The organism is Mycobacterium sp. IDUB_3, from assembly GCF_055419585.1.
This window is the reverse complement of record NZ_JBVAXZ010000001.1, coordinates 1,357,580-1,374,623: the sequence shown is the minus strand read 5'-3', so window position 1 is coordinate 1,374,623 and position 17,044 is coordinate 1,357,580. Positions and strand designations below refer to the sequence as shown.

Sequence of the window (17,044 nt, the reverse complement as noted above, 5' to 3'; positions counted from 1 at the left end):
TTCCGGGCGTGGTCAAACCCCGAACAGACGCTCGAAGATGCGGGCGATCTCGATGTAGAGCGGGATCCCCACGGTGACGTTGTAGGAAAACGTCAGGCCCAGTGAGGCGGCCAGCGGCAACGTCGGGCTCGCTTCGGGGATCGCCAGGCGCTGCACCGCCGGAACGGCGATATAGGACGCCGCACCGCACAGGACCGCGAACAGCACGTAGGTTCCGGTCTTGAAGTCGGTGTGGGTCAGCGACGCATAGCTGCAGGCGACGATAATACCCAGTGTCGCAAAGACATTCGGCGCCACCAGGCCGAAGACGATGAACCCGGGACCGGCCGCGCGGAGGTCCTTCAACTTGCGCGACGCCGTCATCCCCATCTCGAGCAGGAACAGACACAGCACGCCCTGGAAGGCCAAGACGAAGAATTTGTCGTCGTCGGCGACGACCTTCTGTCCCTGCAGCCCACTGACAAGGCCGATGATGATGCCGCCCATCAGCAGGACCAGGCCGGGGTTGAGGAAGACCTCCTGGAACAGCTCCCGGGAGAAAATGGGCACCTTTTTGCCCTTGGGCCGCGCCGGGCTCTGTTCGGGCTCCCAATCCGGGTGCTCGAGCTTTTCCAGCGAGAGCTCCAGCTCCTGCTCGATGGCGGCTTCCTCGTGGCTCTCGAGACTCTGCCCGTGCGGCGGCCGCGCGGCGGTTCCGGGGCCGACCCCGACCTTGACCGGCGGCGTGTAGCCGGGCTCGTCGGGCATGTAGCCGGCGGAGTCCATGCCCCGATGCCGCAGTCGGGCAACGAGATACAGCGCCACCAAGCAGCCCGGTATCTCCATCACGGCCAGCATCACCGGCATGTACGCGTTGAAGGCGATGTTCACCGCGGCCAGGACGGCAACGCAGGTCGCGAACGTTCCCGCCGAGTCCGACCCGTAGTAGCCGGCGACCGTTGCGCGGTCGACCTTCCGGAGTGATTTCAGGCGGCCGAGGCCCAGGTAGGCCAGGCCGCCGATCAGACAGTTCAGCACGAAGCCCAGCACCATAAAGCCCACGATGACCCCGACGCTGGACGCGCTGACCTGCGCGAGTTCTTCCCCGCCGTGCCAGCCGATGGCCAGCAACAGGTACATGGTCAATCCCTGATAGATGACGTAAGGGAATTCGAACCGCACCTTGAGGATCGGAATCAGGAACCCGAAGTAAAAGAACAACAGAAGCGGTTTGAACAGGTTATGGGTGAAGTTGTGCCAGAACTCTTGCAGCATCGATGCCTCCGTTGGTTAGAGCGCTGATCTGGGGAAGCACCGTCCGCAAGCGGAGCAACCACGAAACATCCCGGCGACCGTCAAGAACTTATCCCCGGCGCTGGCCCGCCGCCACTTGGCAGCACACAGGGTGTCGGACGCCCGCGTGGCTGTTGATAACCAAGAAAACTGCTGGTCAGGACGAGATCGCCCGAGCGAAACTCCGTACCCGGGGCCGTTATTGCTGCCGCTAGTTTGATGTGAAAATGCTGTACATTTACTGTGGGGTCAATAGACCGTCAACGCGCCGACGGGACGAGCGAGGGCCTGACGCCGGCTCCCTTTTTGCGGTGCGTCACCGAAAGCCACGCCGACGGCGAGTAATGCGTCGTGATTTCCTCGAAACCGTCGACCCGGGAAACCGAAAGCACACCCGTCTGCGGATTGATTTCGAGTTCGTCGCCTTCGCTCGCGTGCACTTCCTCGCCGTTGAAAAGCCGGATTATGAACATGGTGTTCCTCCAATCCGGCGGATCCGGGCGGGGTGGGCAGTGAGCGCTAGGAAAAGTCTGGCTGCCGGAGCCGCCTGTTGTGCGGCCACAACGTAAACGGTTGGGAAACCTTTGGAGTGGCGGTCTTCACGGCCGACGGCCGGACATCTACCCCGAGGGCGGAGTTTCAGCGGATCTACCTGCATGAACAGCTCGGTAATGCTGGCGCCTCGCCAGTCTTCGAGGGGACACGCGCGACCGGCCGGCGATTTAACTCCGCGGGAGTTTTAGCTGAATGCGGCAATCGAGGCGCAGTTCGTGGGATCGGTTGCGCACAGCTACATAGGTTAGGCTACATTTACTAATCGTGACCGAGGTCAGCGTCAAGACAAGTTCCGCCGGCTCTGAGTCGCCGTCGATTCCGCTTCCCTTGCACGTCGACCCGGCGGACCTGGCGGCCGAGCTGGCCGTGGTGCTGTCCGAGCGCGTCGGGGAAGAGTATCTGCTCTACGAGCGCGGCGGCGAATGGGTGCTGGCCACCGGTGTGCGCGCAATGATCGAGTTCGACAGCGACGAGCTGCGAGTGATCCGCGACGGAGTGACCCAGAGCCAACAATGGTCGGGTAGGCCCGGCCCGGTGCTCGGTGAGGCCATCGACCGGCTGTTGCTGGAAACCGACCAGCTCTTCGGCTGGATCGCCTTCGAATTCGGTGTGTACCGCTACGGTTTACAGCAGCGGCTGGCGCCGGGAACCCCACTGGCCCGAGTGTTTTGGCCGGAAGGCCGCATCGTCGTGACCCGGGACGAGGTTCGGCTGTTCGATACCTCGGCCGGGCACCGCGACGAAGTACTGGGCGTGCTCGGCGACGGCGTACCCGATGTGCGCGACGCCTCGGCGATCGACGTGGTCGCCGATCCGTCCGCCTACCGTGATCGCGTGGCATCGGCCGTCGGGGAGATCGCCGCGGGCCGCTACCACAAAGTGATCCTTTCCCGTTCTCTCGAAGTGCCTTTCGCGCTCGATTTCCCGTCCACCTACCGGCTGGCCCGTCGGCACAACACCCCGGTGAGGTCGTTCCTGCTGCGGCTCGGTGGAATTCGTGCCGTGGGTTACAGCCCCGAACTGGTCGCGGCCGTCCATCACGACGGCGTCGTGGTGACCGAACCGCTCGCGGGCACCCGCGCGCTCGGCCGTGGCGAGGTGCGCGACCGCCAGGCTCGCGACGACCTGGAGTCGAATTCCAAAGAGATTGTCGAGCACGCCATTTCAGTACGAAGCTCGCTGCAGGAAATGGCCGAGATCGCCGAGCCGGGCACCGCCGTCGTCACCGATTTCATGACGGTGCGGGAACGGGGGAGCGTGCAGCACCTGGGCTCCACCGTCAGCGGCCGGTTGGGCACATCCAACGACCGGATGGATGCGCTCGAGGCGCTGTTCCCGGCGGTGACCGCGTCGGGCATCCCGAAAGCCGGTGGCGTCGAAGCGATCATGCGCCTCGACGAGGGGCCGCGCGGGCTGTATTCGGGTGCGGTGGTGATGATTTCGGCTGACGGCGGGCTTGATGCGGCGCTGACGCTGCGGGCGGCGTACGAACGTGATGGGAAGACCTGGCTGCGGGCCGGGGCGGGCATCATCGAAGAGTCAACACCCGACCGCGAATTCGAAGAGACCTGCGAAAAGCTGTCTACGCTCGCCCCCTATCTGATTGCGCGCCAATAGCTTTAAACCGCTCGTCTGCTCGCCCTCACTTTCCCCACGACTGCGGCCTGCACGGGTACTTACACGTGCTTAACCTGCACTGTCGTCAGCACCCCCATTTAGCGCCGGCAAACGTCTAGCTTGCGCGCACGGCCCGGGTGCACGCCGACCCAGACTCAGACGGAAGAGCTCGATTCGAGATAGTCGGCCAGGATGCGCCCGACAAGCGACTCGATATTCGATTCGATCGACGATGCGAGCGTGGCGGTGACTGTCGCCACCGCTTGAGTGCGGAAGCGCACCAGCATGGTGATCAGCTCGGCGATTTCCGCGTCTGCCGGCAGCGGTGCGCCGGGCTTGATGCGGTCCAGCACGTGTTCGGCCCCGGCGCGCACCAGCATGTCGCTGATCTTGTCGATCTCCGGGACGATCTGTTCGTGGAGGTCGATGAGCTTGTCGAATTTGACGCCGTAGCCCCGGATTTCGTTGAACGCCTCGATGAGTTTCGGGCGGGTGATGGTGGCCTGCGTCCCGTCGATCCGGATCACCTGGAGCGCCACCAGGCGCTCGAACGCATCTGCGTCGGCGACCAATCGGTGCGCCTCGGCCAGCGACATCGTCTCCGGCTTCTCGGTGGTCCAGGTGCCGACGATGGCGGTTTCAAGGCCCAACACGTCGCCGAGGTTTTTGCCTTCTTCCCACGCGCTGAGCATTTCTCGCACGTGTGCGATGTTGTAGCCGCGGTCGAGCATCGAGGTGATGAGCCGCAGCCGGGTCAGGTGGGTGTCGTTGAACAGCGCGATGCGGCCTACCCGCAGCGGGGGCGGTAGCAGCCCGCGGTCCCGGTAGACGCGGATGTTGCGGGTGGTGGTTCCGGCCAGCCGGGCCAGGTCGTCGATCCGGTACTCACCGGAATTCGCATCGCCGTGCGGGTGCCGGGCGGCCGACTCGAAAAGCTGGGACACCGCCCCCTCGATGAGTTGGCGATACTCCCGCGATTGGCGCCGAACCCGCTTGGGTGCGCGCCGCACGTTGTGCAGCACGCTGGCGATGGTGCCGGGTTCGGGCCGCGATGCGCGCTCGGTGGCCATGGTCGGTGCGGCCTCTCAGGCCGACGCGGTGGCCTGCGTCTGGGCGCGGCGTGCCACCGCCTGATAGTCCTCGTACCGGAAATCCCTCATCTGGCGAAGATACTGCGTGGCGAATCCGGGGTACATCGACCCGTTGAATCCGTCCTTGGTGAGGTACCAACTGCGGCACCCCGACATCCAGGTCGTCTTGGTGAGCCGGCGTTGGAGGTCCTCGTTGTGCTGACGCTGCACCTCGTCGCGGACATCGAGGTAACGCAGATCGTCGTTGAGGACGGTGGTGATCCCGCGTACCGCGTAGTCCAGCTGGCCCTCGATGTACACCAGCAGCGAGTTGTGGCCCGGTCCGGAGTTGGGTCCGGTCATGACGAACAGATTCGGATAGCCGTGCACGTTGATGCTCTTGTAAGCCTGTGCGCCGCCGGCCCATTCGGCGGCCAGCGACCGGCCGCCCAGACCGGTGACCGGGAACGGTGGACCCGTCAGGTGCACGTCGTACCCGGTGGCGAAGACGATGCAGTCGAGGTGGTGCTCGATGCCGTCGCTGGTGCGAATGCCGACCGGGCTCAACGTGGCGATCGGCCAGTCGATGAGCTTGCAGTTTTCGCGTTGCAGCGCGGGGTAGTAGTCGCTGGACACCAGCATTCGTTTGCACCCGGGCCGAAAGTCCGGTGTCAGCTGACGCCGCAGCCAGGGATCTTTCACCTGGGCGCGCAGGTGGGCCCGGCCGAGACGGGCGACCAGCGACGTCAACGGTGTGTCCCAGACCAGCGCCGTGGCGCTGGCTTCGTGGCCCCAATACAGTGCCTGGCGCGCAAGCTGTTGGGTGGCGGGCACTTTGGCGAACAGGGATTGCACGGCCGGCGGGGTGGCGACGTCCAGGCGTGGCAGCACCCAGCACGGTGTGCGCTGGAATACCTTGACGAACCCGGCCCGCTTGACCAGCTCGGGGATGATCTGGATGGCGCTGGCGCCGGTGCCGATGACCGCCACGCGCATGCCGGTGAAGTCGTAGTCGTGATCCCAGCGTGCACTGTGGATCTTGTGTCCGCGATAGTTGTCCAGGCCCCGGATGTCGGGGAAGCTGACGTCTGACAGCGGGCCGGCGGCCAGCACGACGGTGCGGGCGCGAAACTTCTTGCGGTTCTTGGTGGTCGCGGTCCAGACACCGTCGTCTTCGTTGAAGGTCAAGTCTTTGACCTCGTGGCCGAACTTGATGCGGCTGCGGATGTCGAACCTGTTGGCCATGTCCTCGAGGTGCCGGTAGATCTCGGGCGCGGGCGAGTAGGTGCGTGACCACGTCGGGTTCTTGACGAAGGAGTAGGAGTACAACACTGACGGGACGTCGCAACTGGCTCCGGGATACGTTGTGTCGCGCCAGGTTCCGCCGACGCGGTCGGCGCGCTCCAGGAGCACGACGTCGTCGACGCCGGCCTCGGCCAGGCGGATCGCCGCCCCGAGTCCGGTGAAGCCGGCTCCGATGACGAGCGCCGCGTGGGCGCGGTTGTTACCCATGGTCACGCCGCCGGCTCGTGGGTGAGTTCCCTAACCCAGGTCGGTACCGCTGGCAGCAGGGGCCGCGGATATCGGTCGGACAGCCACACCATCGAATTCGCCAGCAGGTGGTACGGGTGGCGTGGATTTGTGACCACTCCGGCGTAGCGCCTCAGGAACCGATAAGTCGGTACCCGCCTGGTGCGTTCGCCGCGGTCGCCAAGCTCTTTGAATCGTTTTACAGCCCGGTAAAGCCGCTCGGGCTCCATACCCATGGCGGTGATCTCGTTGCGGATCCTGTTGATCAGCGGGGCACCCATGATCGCACCGATGATGAGACCCGGAGTGGCATTGTGACCGACGAAGTCGATCAGCAACCGTCGGATCTTCGCCTGCCCGATCATGTCGAGGACTTCGAAATCGACGACCAGATGCCGCGATTCGTCATTGTTGATCTTCTCGAAGACCTGGTGACAAACAGGGTCGTGCACCTCGTCGAGGAGAAATTTCAACAGGGCGCCATCCAGTGCGACTTCGAGCATCGGAATGACGGTGCCGAGCAGAGACAGCGGCATGTCGTCGGCCCACCGGTCCAGCCAGTCGATCGCCAGTCGGATGTTCACGTTCGGCTCGGGAATCTCAGCGTCCTCGAGCATGCCCCAGCGCTTCATCAACGCCAGTTCAGCGTTGGCGTGGCGCTGCTCCTCGGCATGGAAGTAGCGGTAGATCTCGGCGATGGTCGGTGTAGGTGCCTTCTTCGCCAACGCGGCGAAGCCCCTAGCGCCGATGTTCTCGATCCAGCACAGGTCGGCCATGAACGCCTTGAGCTGTGGCCGCTGTTCATCAGTGATCATCTCGGCACCGGGTGCTTCCCAATCGATGTCGGCGAGCGCCCACTGGCGATCCTTGATCTTGGCGAGCATGGCTTCCATGTCGATGGCCATCGGATGCTCCTTTTCGTCGGGTGATCAGGGCAGGTTGATGCGGGACACCAGGCCTGCCGCACGTGTATAGGTCTGCGGGGCCAGGCGTTTGATGTTCCAGCCGATCTTGGCGTCGAACTGTGGCATGCAGTAGAGCTCGCCGCGGTCGTGGGTGTCCAGGCAGGCACGCGCGACCTTCTCCGCGGATAATCCGGTCCAACGCATCAGCTTTGCGGCCAGCTCGCTGGATTGTTCGCTGATGCGCCCGGATTCGAGGATGTTGGTCTTGACGAACGTCGGGCACAGCACGGTGACCCGCACCGGCGTGCCGGCCAGTTCGGCGGCAAGGGTCTCGGAGAGTGAGAGCACACCGGCCTTGCTGACGTTATAGGCGGCCATGCCTGGAGCCGCACCGAACGCCGCCGCCGAGGCCACATTGATGATGCCCCGCGGCGCGTGCGATGGCTCGGCGTCGCGCAGGATCGGGGCGAACACGTGGCAGCCGTGAATCGGACCCCACAGGTTGATGCCCAAGGTCCACAGCCAGTCGTCCAACGGCGCCTCGCCGATGGCGGCACCTCCTGCGCCGACACCGGCGTTGTTGATCACCAGAGTGGGTGGCGCGGTGAACCAGGACTGTGACTGTTCGGCCAGCGCCTGGACGTCCTCGAATCGCGATACGTCGCAACGCATTCCCACCGACTTGGCGCCGTGCTCCGCGATCGTGTCGGCCGTCCGCTGCGCTGCCGCCTCGTCGATGTCGCTGCACACCACCGCGCCGCCACGCTTGCCCAGTTCGACGGCGAAGGCGGCGCCGATGCCGCTTCCTGCGCCGGTGACCACCGCCGAGGCGCCGCGGCTGGTTTTCGACCGATTGAGGAATCTGTCCAACATGTCAGTGGGCCTCCTCGGTGAGGGCACGCGCATCCTGCAGGGCGTGCGCGATGAACCGAGCGACATAGGCCATTGCCTTGGCGGCTTCCGGTGTCATGCGTGGCAGCGCTTGAAAGACGTGCACCTGATGGGGCCAGATCTGCAGTTCGCATCTGCCACCGGCAGTTCGGATGTCCGCGGCGAGCCGGCGCGCATCCTCCTGCAACATCTCGGCTCCGCCGGCCTGGATCAGAGTCGGGGGGAGCGCGGGGCCGTCGGTGACGTCGAGGGTCAGCCGTTGATGGGTGAGGTCGATGCCGGTGTGGTAGAGGCCGACGAGGCGGACCGCGTTCGCCGCCCGGGTTGCGGGATCGGGACGTATTCGCTCACGGGCCAGCGCCAGTGCGAACGTGAGGTCGTACAGCGGGGAGAACAGCACCATGGCGGCGGGGTGGTCGACCTCGGACTGCAGGAGCAAGTCGACGGACAGGTGACCGCCTGCCGAATCCCCGGCAATCACAATCTGTTTCGGTGACACGCCGCAGGTGTCGATCAGCCAATCCCAGCCCGCGCGGACATCGTCGGCCGCGGTGGGGAAGCGATGCTTCGGGGCCAGGCGGTAATCGATGCAGAACACCGGCAGGCCGGTCAGGGCCGACAGCCAGGATGTCAAGCGGCGGTGCGTCTTTGGCGAGCACACGGCGTAGCCGCTGCCGTGCACGTAGTAGATCGCACCCTCGCTGGTCGACGATCGTGCGGTTTCGCTTGTGGGCGTTCGCGGTCCATAGACCCATTCACCCTTGACCCGGCGACCGTGGGGCAGCTTGGTGTCTACGGATTCGACGCGGGTGCCCGCGAGCGAGGGGCCGAACGTCCCCATGATTCTGGCGACGATCTGGCGCGATAACCACAGCCCCCACGCCCGTTCGGGCGGAATCACGCTGGTGATCGGCCGAAGGGTGTACGTACTTATCGCTGCCGCGCCGCGGGATCGCAACGACCCGCGAGCCGGAACGCCGTCCGTCATAGGACGCAGTCAACACCAAATGGTGACATTGGTCAATGGCAGCTTTAGAAAAAGTGTCGGCTTGAGTGTGAATGTCGGCTCGCGCGCTGATATTTGGCGAGCTGGCGGATGCGGCAGTTACCCATGCGGCTAGGGGTCGGTGGCATCTCCGGCCCTGGAGGTAATGCGCACGGGCAACAGCCTCGACCACAGCCGCTCGACGTCGTCGACTGCCGCTGTCACCAGGCCGCCGACTCAGCGGAAGCGGACGTTCAACGTCGCCAGGCCGAAGATCTTTCGGCCATTGGACTTCGCGGCGACAATGACGACACCGGTGCGGGTCGCCGGGTCCAGCGACTTGATCCTGCCACTGAACTCGATGTCTGCGCCCTCGGTAGCAGACACGATGGCGGGCTGGGACAGCCGCACAGCGTATCGAGTAATCGCGCCGGGGTCGCCCGTCCATGCTGAAGCGTATGCGGCACCCAACCCCATGGTCAGCATTCCATGGGCGATCACATCGGGCTGTCCGGCCAGCTTGGCGATGTTCTCGTCCCAGTGAAGCGGGTTCGCGTCGCCGGCCACGCCGGAGTAGTTCACCAGGTCGCCGCGGGACAGTCGGACGTGCTGCACCGGTAGATCGTCGCCGACGTTCACGTCATCGAAGGACTGCGTCCCCGGGGTGCGGGTCATGCCTCCTTGGGCGATCCGGGCCTCGCCCGCGGGGCGGACTGTCTTCTGGTATGCCGCATCGGATTCCCCGTTTCCGAGGAGGTTCACATCATGCATCACCACCTTCTGCACGGCCGTCCTGATGGCCGGATCGACGTCCTCGGCGGTGATCCCGACGACGGTGGTGTGCAGGGTGTGCACCCGCTCGCCTGCAGTGTCGGTGAAAGTGTTGGTCACAGTGATCAGGTCTCTGCCGGCGATCCTGCGCACCGACGACAGTTCGACATCAGTCTGCAGCTCGTCGCCGGCCACGATCGGTCGGTGTTGCTCGAAGACTTCTTCGGTCTGCAGGTACATGTCATAACCAATGACCACCGATTCGAACAGGTGCCGATTGGCTGCCATAGCCGGGGCCGATGTGAAGGTCAGCGGCGCCACCAGGCCCGAGTATCCGAGCTCCGTGGCTGCTGCGACATCCCAGTGCGCGGGCTGATAGTCCTGCACTGCACGGGCGAACTCGCGTAGCTTCTCGTGGCCGACCCGGTAAGTGTCGTCCATCCGGTAGTAGTGGCCGACCCGCGATTCAATTGTCGACACGTCTGCTGCTGAGGTCATGAATTTGCTCAACTTTCTATCGGCTTGGTCGACTGAGGCCGACCAGAGCACACTAACGCGCAGTCCTCGTGTCAAATGGCGCCGACCGCTCGCGCGTTTGTGTCCGACCGGCCCGCGATGTGTACCTACGTTCGCATCGTTTCAGCTCTCTTACCGGCCGCCGGGTTGCCACTCTTCGGTGGTGAAGCAGTCCTGCGCCGGTAGAGGTCGGAGGTAGTTGAGGGCGAGAATCGTGATCTCGTCGAGGAATTCGTTCCGACTAATCGACGGTTGGTCGAGGACATAACGGACCGTGAGGTGTTCGACCATACGCACCAACATCCAGCTCGCCGTGCCGAACGTGACGTCGGGGCGCAGTTGTTGGCGGTTGAGCGTCAGGTAAGCTAAGGTCAGTTCGCCGATCCGCTGTTCGAACGCTTTCAGCTTGCTGGCCGCTCCCAACCGTGGGGTGTGCTCTATAACCGCACGCAGAAATTCAGGATGGACATCGAGTGCGTCGAGTAGTGCAGCGATCGTGCTACGCACGTAGTCGGGGGCGGGCTCGTTGAGCCGTTCGGCGACTGCGGCCGCGAGACGCGCGGACAAGCTGTCGCTGTAGCGGTCGATGACGGCACCGGCGATGGCATCTTTGTTTGGAAAATATTGATACAGCGAGCCAGGACTGATGCCGGCGACCTCGGCGATGCGGTTCGTGGAGGCGCCGTCGTAGCCATGGTGGATTAAGACCTGCTCGGCGGCATCAAGGATGCGCTCGACCATGGCGCGCGACCGGTCTTGCCGCGGAGTGCGTCGCGCCTTTGCCGGCGGAGGTCGCGTCATCCGAATGCGAGTTGAACGTGAGTTAAAGCTCGTGTCAGCATGCTCCTCATGCTCGCATACGCTTGGTCGTTCGTTCCCCTGGGGGTGAGGGTCTTGGTGGCCTCCATCGAAGCGCCTGCGGGGCAACCATTGAGCGCGCGCGAGCTCTCCCGGACCGAGGGAATCGGGAAACCCTTCGCGCATGCCGAGAAGAAGTTTCTCTAGCCGCGACACCGAAGGAAAGGCGACTGCGATGGCCAACGAGCCGACACGCCTTGGCCGCAACCAGCTCGAGTTGGGTCCGGATTCGCTGCTATGGCGGTGGGCCGGCGATATGCGGATAGCGTTCGAGGGCGGTACCGCCGGGCTACTACAAACCATGCATCCCGCGATCGGCCAGGGCCTCGTCGATCACTCCGACTTCTTCAATGACCCGGTTGACCGAGTCTTTCGCTCTCTGCCGGGCATTCTGGGCACCGTTTACAACGGCGCCAGTGCTGCTGCAACCGGCATTCAGGTGCGGGACTTTCATCGCGACATAAAGGGAGCGCTCCCCAACGGCCAGCACTACCACGCGCTGAGCCCGGAGACATTCTGGTGGGCACACGCGACGTTTCAGCGCATGGTAGATCGAGTTGCCCACTATTGGGAACGTCGGCCACTCACCGCGCACGACAGCGAGGTGCTCTACGACGAAGGTTGCGAATGGTATCGACGCTACGGCATGACCGACTCCGTTCTACCGCGCGATCGCGCGGCTTTCGAATTTGAAGTCGACCGCTATTGCAGAGAAGTGCTGCAACCAAATCCGGCTTCGGACTATCTCATCGAATACATCAAGCGGCCAGCGATTCCCGACATGAGCGCATCCTCGCAGTACCCCGCCCACCCGCGATTGCGCCCACTAGCCGACCTGTTGCTGCCCACTTTGCCGGTACGTGCCGCGCTGGCACCACCAATGCGGCTGGTCATCTTCGGCGGCCTGCCGCCGATCGTACGTCGCCGCTTCAGGATTACTTGGACCAACCGTCACGAGCGCGCCTACCGCACCGTCCGTTCCGCCATCGCACGAAGCTGGCTGCTGACTCCCGCACCGCTGGCCTGGCACCCGACCGCCCGTAAGGGGTGGCTGGCGCAGACCGGCCGCGTGCCGAGCCCGCGCGCCATTGATGTCGCCAGAAAGGCTCTCCGTGCACGCCCATGAACGTGAATTGAATGCGAGTGAAAGCTCGTGTCACGATGGCACCATGGTTTCCCAAACGCCTGACACCGGCCAACCGACCGATGGTCTACGTTCCAGCCACCCTGATTCCCACCCGTACGACTATTACTGGCGACCGGGCATGTCGCTGCGGCCCGCCCCCGATCGGTTGCGCTTCGAACCGATTTGGACACAATCGCGCCGCGACACACTCACACCATGGATGGAGTTTCAGGACGTGCCTCGTCCGACGCCCTGGACTGACCTGTTTGTTGACCACTTATGGCAGGGCGACGAGTTGATGGACGCCGTTGTGGCGCGGTTCCGGGAAATCGGTATGACGGAAGGCAGAGCACTGCTGGACCGGGCGCTCGATTTCGGTATTGAGACGCTGGATGACCCTCCTGCCGAGCTGGTAGCGCTGTTCGACCACCTGGACCACCCGCCGGATTGGTATGACGCACACACGTGGGAGAAAGGGCGCCAGCTGTGGAACAACGCCTCCCTCGCCGCCAAGTTCGGGATGTTCGTCGGCGACACGTTCGGGACGTTCGTCGGTGACGAAGTCGCTTACGCTACAGGCGAAACGGGGAGGTTTGTCAAAGATTTCTTCCGGCGAAACCTCGAGACGGTCGCCTGGTTTCGGAACATGACCTACCCCTGCGCGCTCAACCGCTTCGCGGGGCCTTTCAAGGACACCGTTCGGGTGCGTTTGATGCACGCTCAGGTCCGCGCGGGACTGCGACGCACCTGGGGTGACGAACACTTCGGCGGCCATGGGAACCCGATCTCCAATGCGATGATGATGAACGCCGCCATCACCTTCGGATTGCAGCCCCTGCTGATCGATCACCAACATGGTCGCTCCTGTAGCACAGGCGATCTCGAGGCGGTACTGATGTACTGGGGCTACATTGCTTATGTCTTCGGCGTCGCCGACGAACTCATTCCGCGCAGCGCCAGTCAGGCGTTGGAAGCGATGGACTTTATTGTCGCCTACGCCGGGGGGCCGTCGACCTGGACTGACGTCATGGTCGGGAGCGCGGTGAACCGCGGCGGGCGCCTCCAGCAAGCGGCGCTTATTCCGCTTCTCGGTGTGTTTGCCTACTACGGCGGGGAAGACATCACCCGCGCCCTGGTGCGCGCCACCGGTCTAGCTGAGGTCAATCTCAAACCATGGATGCGGCTGGCGAAGGCCGTGGTGTACGCAAACATCGGTGTCCGCCGGGTGCTCGACCATACGCCGGGCGCTGCGCGCCGCGCCGCTGCGCGAAACAGCGACACCGCGCTCTGGGGCCCGTTGCTGAAGGTGAACCGGCTACTGGCCGCCCGCCACGGTATCCATGGAACCCCTTACGATCACCACGATCTGACGCCAAGCCTTGGTGCCGGTTGTCCGCTCCCGCATCCTTGACAGCCGAATTTGCAAACACATCTACGATCGCTCTCGCCTCATATTCCAGCCCAATCGCCGAGGCGGACGCAGTCGTGACTTCCAGTCGACGAGCAGGTGACGTCCGGCGAGAACAGCATGCTGTCCCGCTCGAGGAAAGCGCCTGGCCCAACGCTTCAAGAAGGGAAAACGATAGTGGCTGTCTGTGCGGGTGCTCAGTTATCGGTGAAAGAGACTGTGCTGGCAATGTGGAGCGCGGTGTCCGAACGTGATTGGGAAACCGCGCGCACCTTCTACGCTGAGGACTGCGTCTTCATTGACGTCCCCGTGGGCTCCACCATTGTCGCAAAAGGACCAGATGACATCGTCAAGAAGCTGAGGATCTCGCTGGACCCCCTCGCCGCCTACGTCAACCACCCCGGTCTGATCCTCACCGACGGCGACGATGCGATTTTTGAGCACTCCGAAACGTGGACCTGGCAACGTGGACAGTCAACAGTTATGCGCTTCGTATCAGTCCACAAAGTCCATAACGGCAAAATCACCCTCTGGAAGGATTACTGGGACATGGGCGGCTAATCCGCTTCGGCCGAACGTACTTGGCCTACATAAGTTCATCACCCGGGTCCGAGTCCTTCGGGCGGCGGGCGGCCCCGCTTACTGGTGGCAGCTGGTCGGTGTCACCCAACGCCGCAGACGTGCGCTGCGGATTCCCCCTCTCCGATGCCCAGAGCCACCACCCCCGCACGCACGGCTTCGACGTCAGCCTCAACAGTGGACATCTTGGCGCGGTGTTGCCGCGGACTAAAAGCTCACCCGCCCGCCAAGTGAGCTGTGCATTGAGCAAGCCCCCAACGACTACCCCGAGCCAATCGCGTTGAGCCTCACCTCTTCGCCTGCTGACAAACCCACCCTTCGGGTATGCGGCCGGTATCGACGAACCTGGTCAGGTCCGCACTCGTTGACGCCGGAAGATCGTGGTTGGCATGCAAATAGATGGCCGGCTCCTCTTTGAAGTTGTGATTGCGGAGCTGCTCTAGCAACTGATTGCAGGTGGCCTTTAGGCGCGGGCTGTCTTCTGGATCAGTGAGCAGCTGCGTCAGGCTCTCCATCGTTGCCCACAGCTGGCCATGTTCGCGCATCATCACAACGATCGGCATGACTATCCCTGCTTCGCGGATCGGCGGGAAAAGGAAGACCTCCTCGAGATAGATGTGCCGACGCAGCGCTTCCAACATCGCCGCGATCAGGTCGGTCTGCATGCTGCCACCCTCGAGCGTCTCGATGAAAAGTTCTATGGCAGCACCGATTTCGCGATGTCGCCGCATCAGGGCGGCCGCTATCAGGTGGCGGGTCAACTCGCCGGCCCCTGGCCGGAAAGCCCCTGCCGTATCCCCTGACTGATTTGTTGTTTGGAAGCCGGGCTGTCGATCGGGGCGGTCAGGCTGCAGCTACAGCTGATGCCGCCAAAGGGGTTGGGATCGCCGCCACCCGGGTTTGGATCGGCGCCCGCCGGCGCCGCCAGGGATGCTCCGAACGCTACGATCCAGGCGACGCACATCATTGTTTTTACGATGAGAGCCAATGGGTTTCGGGTCAGCGACACGCGCCACCCTGACTGGTTGGACCTGGGTTTGGCCATTGCGATTTCCTTCGGAGTCGACGAGCTCATACATCCTTTGACGTCGCGACGAGTGATTCGGTGCACTAGCCCGCCACCGGCGAATGCGGAATCAGCGAGACTCGCATGCCTACGCGCTGAACAGTTCCCTCGGACTCGCGCCCGACCATGCCGCCCAGTGGCAGCTTGGACACCGCAGTGCCGGGTGACGCCCCGGGTGGTACGGCCCACCCACCCGGGGTGGCGCTGCCGGTCAGCGCCGGCAGCGGGGCGACCGACGAGACCGTTGTCGCCCAACTCGGAGGTACGGACAACGTGCTTAGCGCACTGGCTTGGCCCACACTTGCCGAGGCGCCCTGCCCCAGTCCCGCCAGCGGCTCGAGGCCTCCTAAACCGGCCGCACCACCCATGCCGGCTATGCCTTGGGCGCCCTCGGCCCCCAAGATGGAACCTGCGCCCGCCTCATCGAGCGCCAATCCCTGGTAATCCAGATCGAGGCCGTAGAGATCTATGCCGATTCCACCGCCGTCGGCGATCAAACCGGCGCCGTCGGCGCCATACCCCGCCGCCTCGGATGCCAGACCGGCCGTGGCTCCGTCCGCTGCGGGTGCGGCGGCGAGCGCCGAGGCCAGTCCCGAGGCCGCGCCCGCCCCGGTGCTCGCACTCTTCGTCGCGCCCTTGCCTGACGCGCCCGTCAGACCCGACAGTGAACTGAGTGGGGCGGACGCTCCCGACGACCCCAGCGACGCGCCCGTGCCCATCGCCGCCTGCGACAGACCCGTGCTCGAGGATGAGCCGGGAGTCGACATACTTTGCAGGGTCTGGGGCACCGCCGAGGCCCACTGCGTCGCCGTTGACTGTGCGCTACTGCCGGAATGGGCTGCTGCGTGGGTGACGGCGCCGATATGGCCGGCGAGGCCGGCCGGATTGGTCGACTGCGATGGCGCCGCCACGGGCGAAAGTGTCGACGCCGCAGCCGAATTAGCGGCGTAGCTGTACATCGCGGTGGCGTCCTGGGCCCACATCTCGCTGTACTCGGCCTCGGTCGCCATGATGGCCGGGGTGTTCTGCCCGAAGATATTGGTCTGGATCAAGGCCAGCAGCCGGGTGCGGTTGGCCGCGATCAGCGGCGGCGGCACCGTCATCGCGTACGCGGCGTCGAAGGCCGCTGCGGCGGCCGTGGCCTGCGTGGCCGCCTGCCCACATTGCTCGGCGGTCGCCGTCATCCACGCGATGTAGGGCATTACCGCGGCAGCCATCGACATCGACGCCGGTCCCGACCAGGACTCGTCGGTGAGGCTCGCGATCACGGCCTGGTAACTGCTGGCGGCGTCTGTCAGCTCGGCGGCCAGCGACTCCCATCCCGCGGCGGCGACCAGCAAGGTCGCGGGCCCGGGCCCCAGGTACATCCGACCGGAGTTGATCTCCGGGGGTAATGCGCCAAAATCCATGTCTTTCCCTGATTTCTTGGTGCTTGTCTCGGCTGAAGTTGGTGGCGTCGCACACGCCATCAAGTCAGCAGCTGCTGTTGTGAATGAATGAAAATCGGCAAAGCATCGCGCGGATGCGGCACAGCAAAGTACGGCACCGACAGTTCGCGGCTTGACCTCTGGGTTCGGCGAAAGTGGCGTGCAGAGATCGGGCGATTTCGACCTCGACAGCGAAGATCGCGCCGATGCAAATTGCCGCGCGGCAAGCCGTTCAGCCGACCCCGAGTAGGCGGAACCTACTGACGGCTAGCGTTCAACCCCGTCGCAAATGATGTGCGCGCCGTGACTGCCGCGTTCGATCAGCAGCGGGCGACGCAGAATCGAATCAAAAGATTCTGGTCCACGCAGCTTGACGCGGGCGCACGAGCGGGGGCATCGACCCGCTGCTGAGCCCGCACGGTCCCGACCATCGGGGGGACCGCAGATCCAGAAGAGCGTGGCGTGGAA

At 64.2% G+C, this 17,044-nt stretch carries 16 protein-coding genes; 4 read left to right on the top strand and 12 right to left on the bottom strand.

All coding sequences use genetic code 11. The features are described 5' to 3' along the window. Positions 1–12: 12 nt before the first annotated feature. A complete protein-coding gene (locus ACZYVJ_RS05975) occupies positions 13–1,254 on the bottom strand; it encodes a sodium-dependent bicarbonate transport family permease (RefSeq protein WP_463830179.1) in 1,242 nt (413 codons plus the stop codon). A gap of 278 nt (positions 1,255–1,532) precedes the next feature. Further along, the gene (locus ACZYVJ_RS05970) at positions 1,533–1,745 is read right to left on the bottom strand and encodes a hypothetical protein (RefSeq protein WP_007769888.1); all 213 of its coding nucleotides are present in this window, start codon (positions 1,743–1,745) and stop codon (positions 1,533–1,535) included. Between the two features lie 346 nt (positions 1,746–2,091). Here ACZYVJ_RS05970 and ACZYVJ_RS05965 point away from each other — a divergent pair, with 346 nt between their 5' ends. Further along, positions 2,092–3,444, top strand: coding sequence for a salicylate synthase (locus ACZYVJ_RS05965; RefSeq protein WP_463830178.1), 1,353 nt, complete (start codon positions 2,092–2,094; stop codon positions 3,442–3,444). 155 nt (positions 3,445–3,599) lie between these two features. Here the strand turns inward: ACZYVJ_RS05965 and ACZYVJ_RS05960 are convergent, their stop codons facing one another. The 7 genes from ACZYVJ_RS05960 to ACZYVJ_RS05930 all read right to left on the bottom strand — a co-directional run bounded on the left by ACZYVJ_RS05960 (position 3,600) and on the right by ACZYVJ_RS05930 (position 10,853). Continuing rightward, complete coding sequence (locus ACZYVJ_RS05960; RefSeq protein ID WP_463830177.1) at positions 3,600–4,514, bottom strand: MerR family transcriptional regulator; 915 nt, start codon at positions 4,512–4,514, stop codon at positions 3,600–3,602. Between the two features lie 15 nt (positions 4,515–4,529). Further along, positions 4,530–6,026 carry a flavin-containing monooxygenase gene (locus tag ACZYVJ_RS05955; protein WP_463830176.1) on the bottom strand — a complete coding sequence of 499 codons (1,497 nt, stop codon included), beginning with the start codon at positions 6,024–6,026 and terminating at the stop codon, positions 4,530–4,532. A gap of 2 nt (positions 6,027–6,028) precedes the next feature. Then, positions 6,029–6,949 carry a ferritin-like domain-containing protein gene (locus ACZYVJ_RS05950; RefSeq protein WP_463830175.1) on the bottom strand — a complete coding sequence of 307 codons (921 nt, stop codon included), beginning with the start codon at positions 6,947–6,949 and terminating at the stop codon, positions 6,029–6,031. 24 nt (positions 6,950–6,973) lie between these two features. Then, a complete protein-coding gene (locus ACZYVJ_RS05945) occupies positions 6,974–7,822 on the bottom strand; it encodes an SDR family NAD(P)-dependent oxidoreductase (protein ID WP_463830174.1) in 849 nt (282 codons plus the stop codon). A gap of 1 nt (position 7,823) precedes the next feature. Further along, positions 7,824–8,828 carry an alpha/beta hydrolase gene (locus tag ACZYVJ_RS05940; protein WP_463830173.1) on the bottom strand — a complete coding sequence of 335 codons (1,005 nt, stop codon included), beginning with the start codon at positions 8,826–8,828 and terminating at the stop codon, positions 7,824–7,826. Between the two features lie 234 nt (positions 8,829–9,062). Beyond that, positions 9,063–10,094, bottom strand: coding sequence for a fused (3R)-hydroxyacyl-ACP dehydratase subunits HadA/HadB (locus tag ACZYVJ_RS05935; protein WP_463830172.1), 1,032 nt, complete (start codon positions 10,092–10,094; stop codon positions 9,063–9,065). A gap of 150 nt (positions 10,095–10,244) precedes the next feature. After that, complete coding sequence (locus tag ACZYVJ_RS05930) at positions 10,245–10,853, bottom strand: TetR/AcrR family transcriptional regulator (RefSeq protein WP_463830171.1); 609 nt, start codon at positions 10,851–10,853, stop codon at positions 10,245–10,247. A 292-nt stretch (positions 10,854–11,145) separates the two neighbouring features. On the opposite strand from ACZYVJ_RS05930, the gene ACZYVJ_RS05925 reads away from it, so the two are divergent. The 3 genes from ACZYVJ_RS05925 (at position 11,146) to ACZYVJ_RS05915 (ending at position 14,065) form a co-directional block, all read left to right on the top strand. Next, a complete protein-coding gene (locus tag ACZYVJ_RS05925; protein ID WP_463830170.1) occupies positions 11,146–12,096 on the top strand; it encodes an oxygenase MpaB family protein in 951 nt (316 codons plus the stop codon). 139 nt (positions 12,097–12,235) lie between these two features. Further along, complete coding sequence (locus tag ACZYVJ_RS05920; RefSeq protein WP_463832861.1) at positions 12,236–13,507, top strand: oxygenase MpaB family protein; 1,272 nt, start codon at positions 12,236–12,238, stop codon at positions 13,505–13,507. A 204-nt stretch (positions 13,508–13,711) separates the two neighbouring features. Then, positions 13,712–14,065 carry a nuclear transport factor 2 family protein gene (locus tag ACZYVJ_RS05915; RefSeq protein ID WP_463830169.1) on the top strand — a complete coding sequence of 118 codons (354 nt, stop codon included), beginning with the start codon at positions 13,712–13,714 and terminating at the stop codon, positions 14,063–14,065. Between the two features lie 305 nt (positions 14,066–14,370). Here ACZYVJ_RS05915 and ACZYVJ_RS05910 read toward each other — a convergent pair whose 3' ends face one another. The 3 genes from ACZYVJ_RS05910 to ACZYVJ_RS05900 form a co-directional block, all read right to left on the bottom strand. Continuing rightward, entirely contained in the window at positions 14,371–14,814 is a 444-nt protein-coding gene (locus ACZYVJ_RS05910; protein ID WP_463832860.1) for a hemerythrin domain-containing protein, read from the bottom strand. Between the two features lie 26 nt (positions 14,815–14,840). Continuing rightward, positions 14,841–15,128 carry a hypothetical protein gene (locus tag ACZYVJ_RS05905; protein ID WP_463830168.1) on the bottom strand — a complete coding sequence of 96 codons (288 nt, stop codon included), beginning with the start codon at positions 15,126–15,128 and terminating at the stop codon, positions 14,841–14,843. Between the two features lie 65 nt (positions 15,129–15,193). Then, positions 15,194–16,558: a PPE family protein gene (locus ACZYVJ_RS05900; RefSeq protein WP_463830167.1), complete on the bottom strand. Its 1,365-nt coding sequence runs from the start codon at positions 16,556–16,558 to the stop codon at positions 15,194–15,196. Positions 16,559–17,044 lie beyond the last annotated feature (486 nt).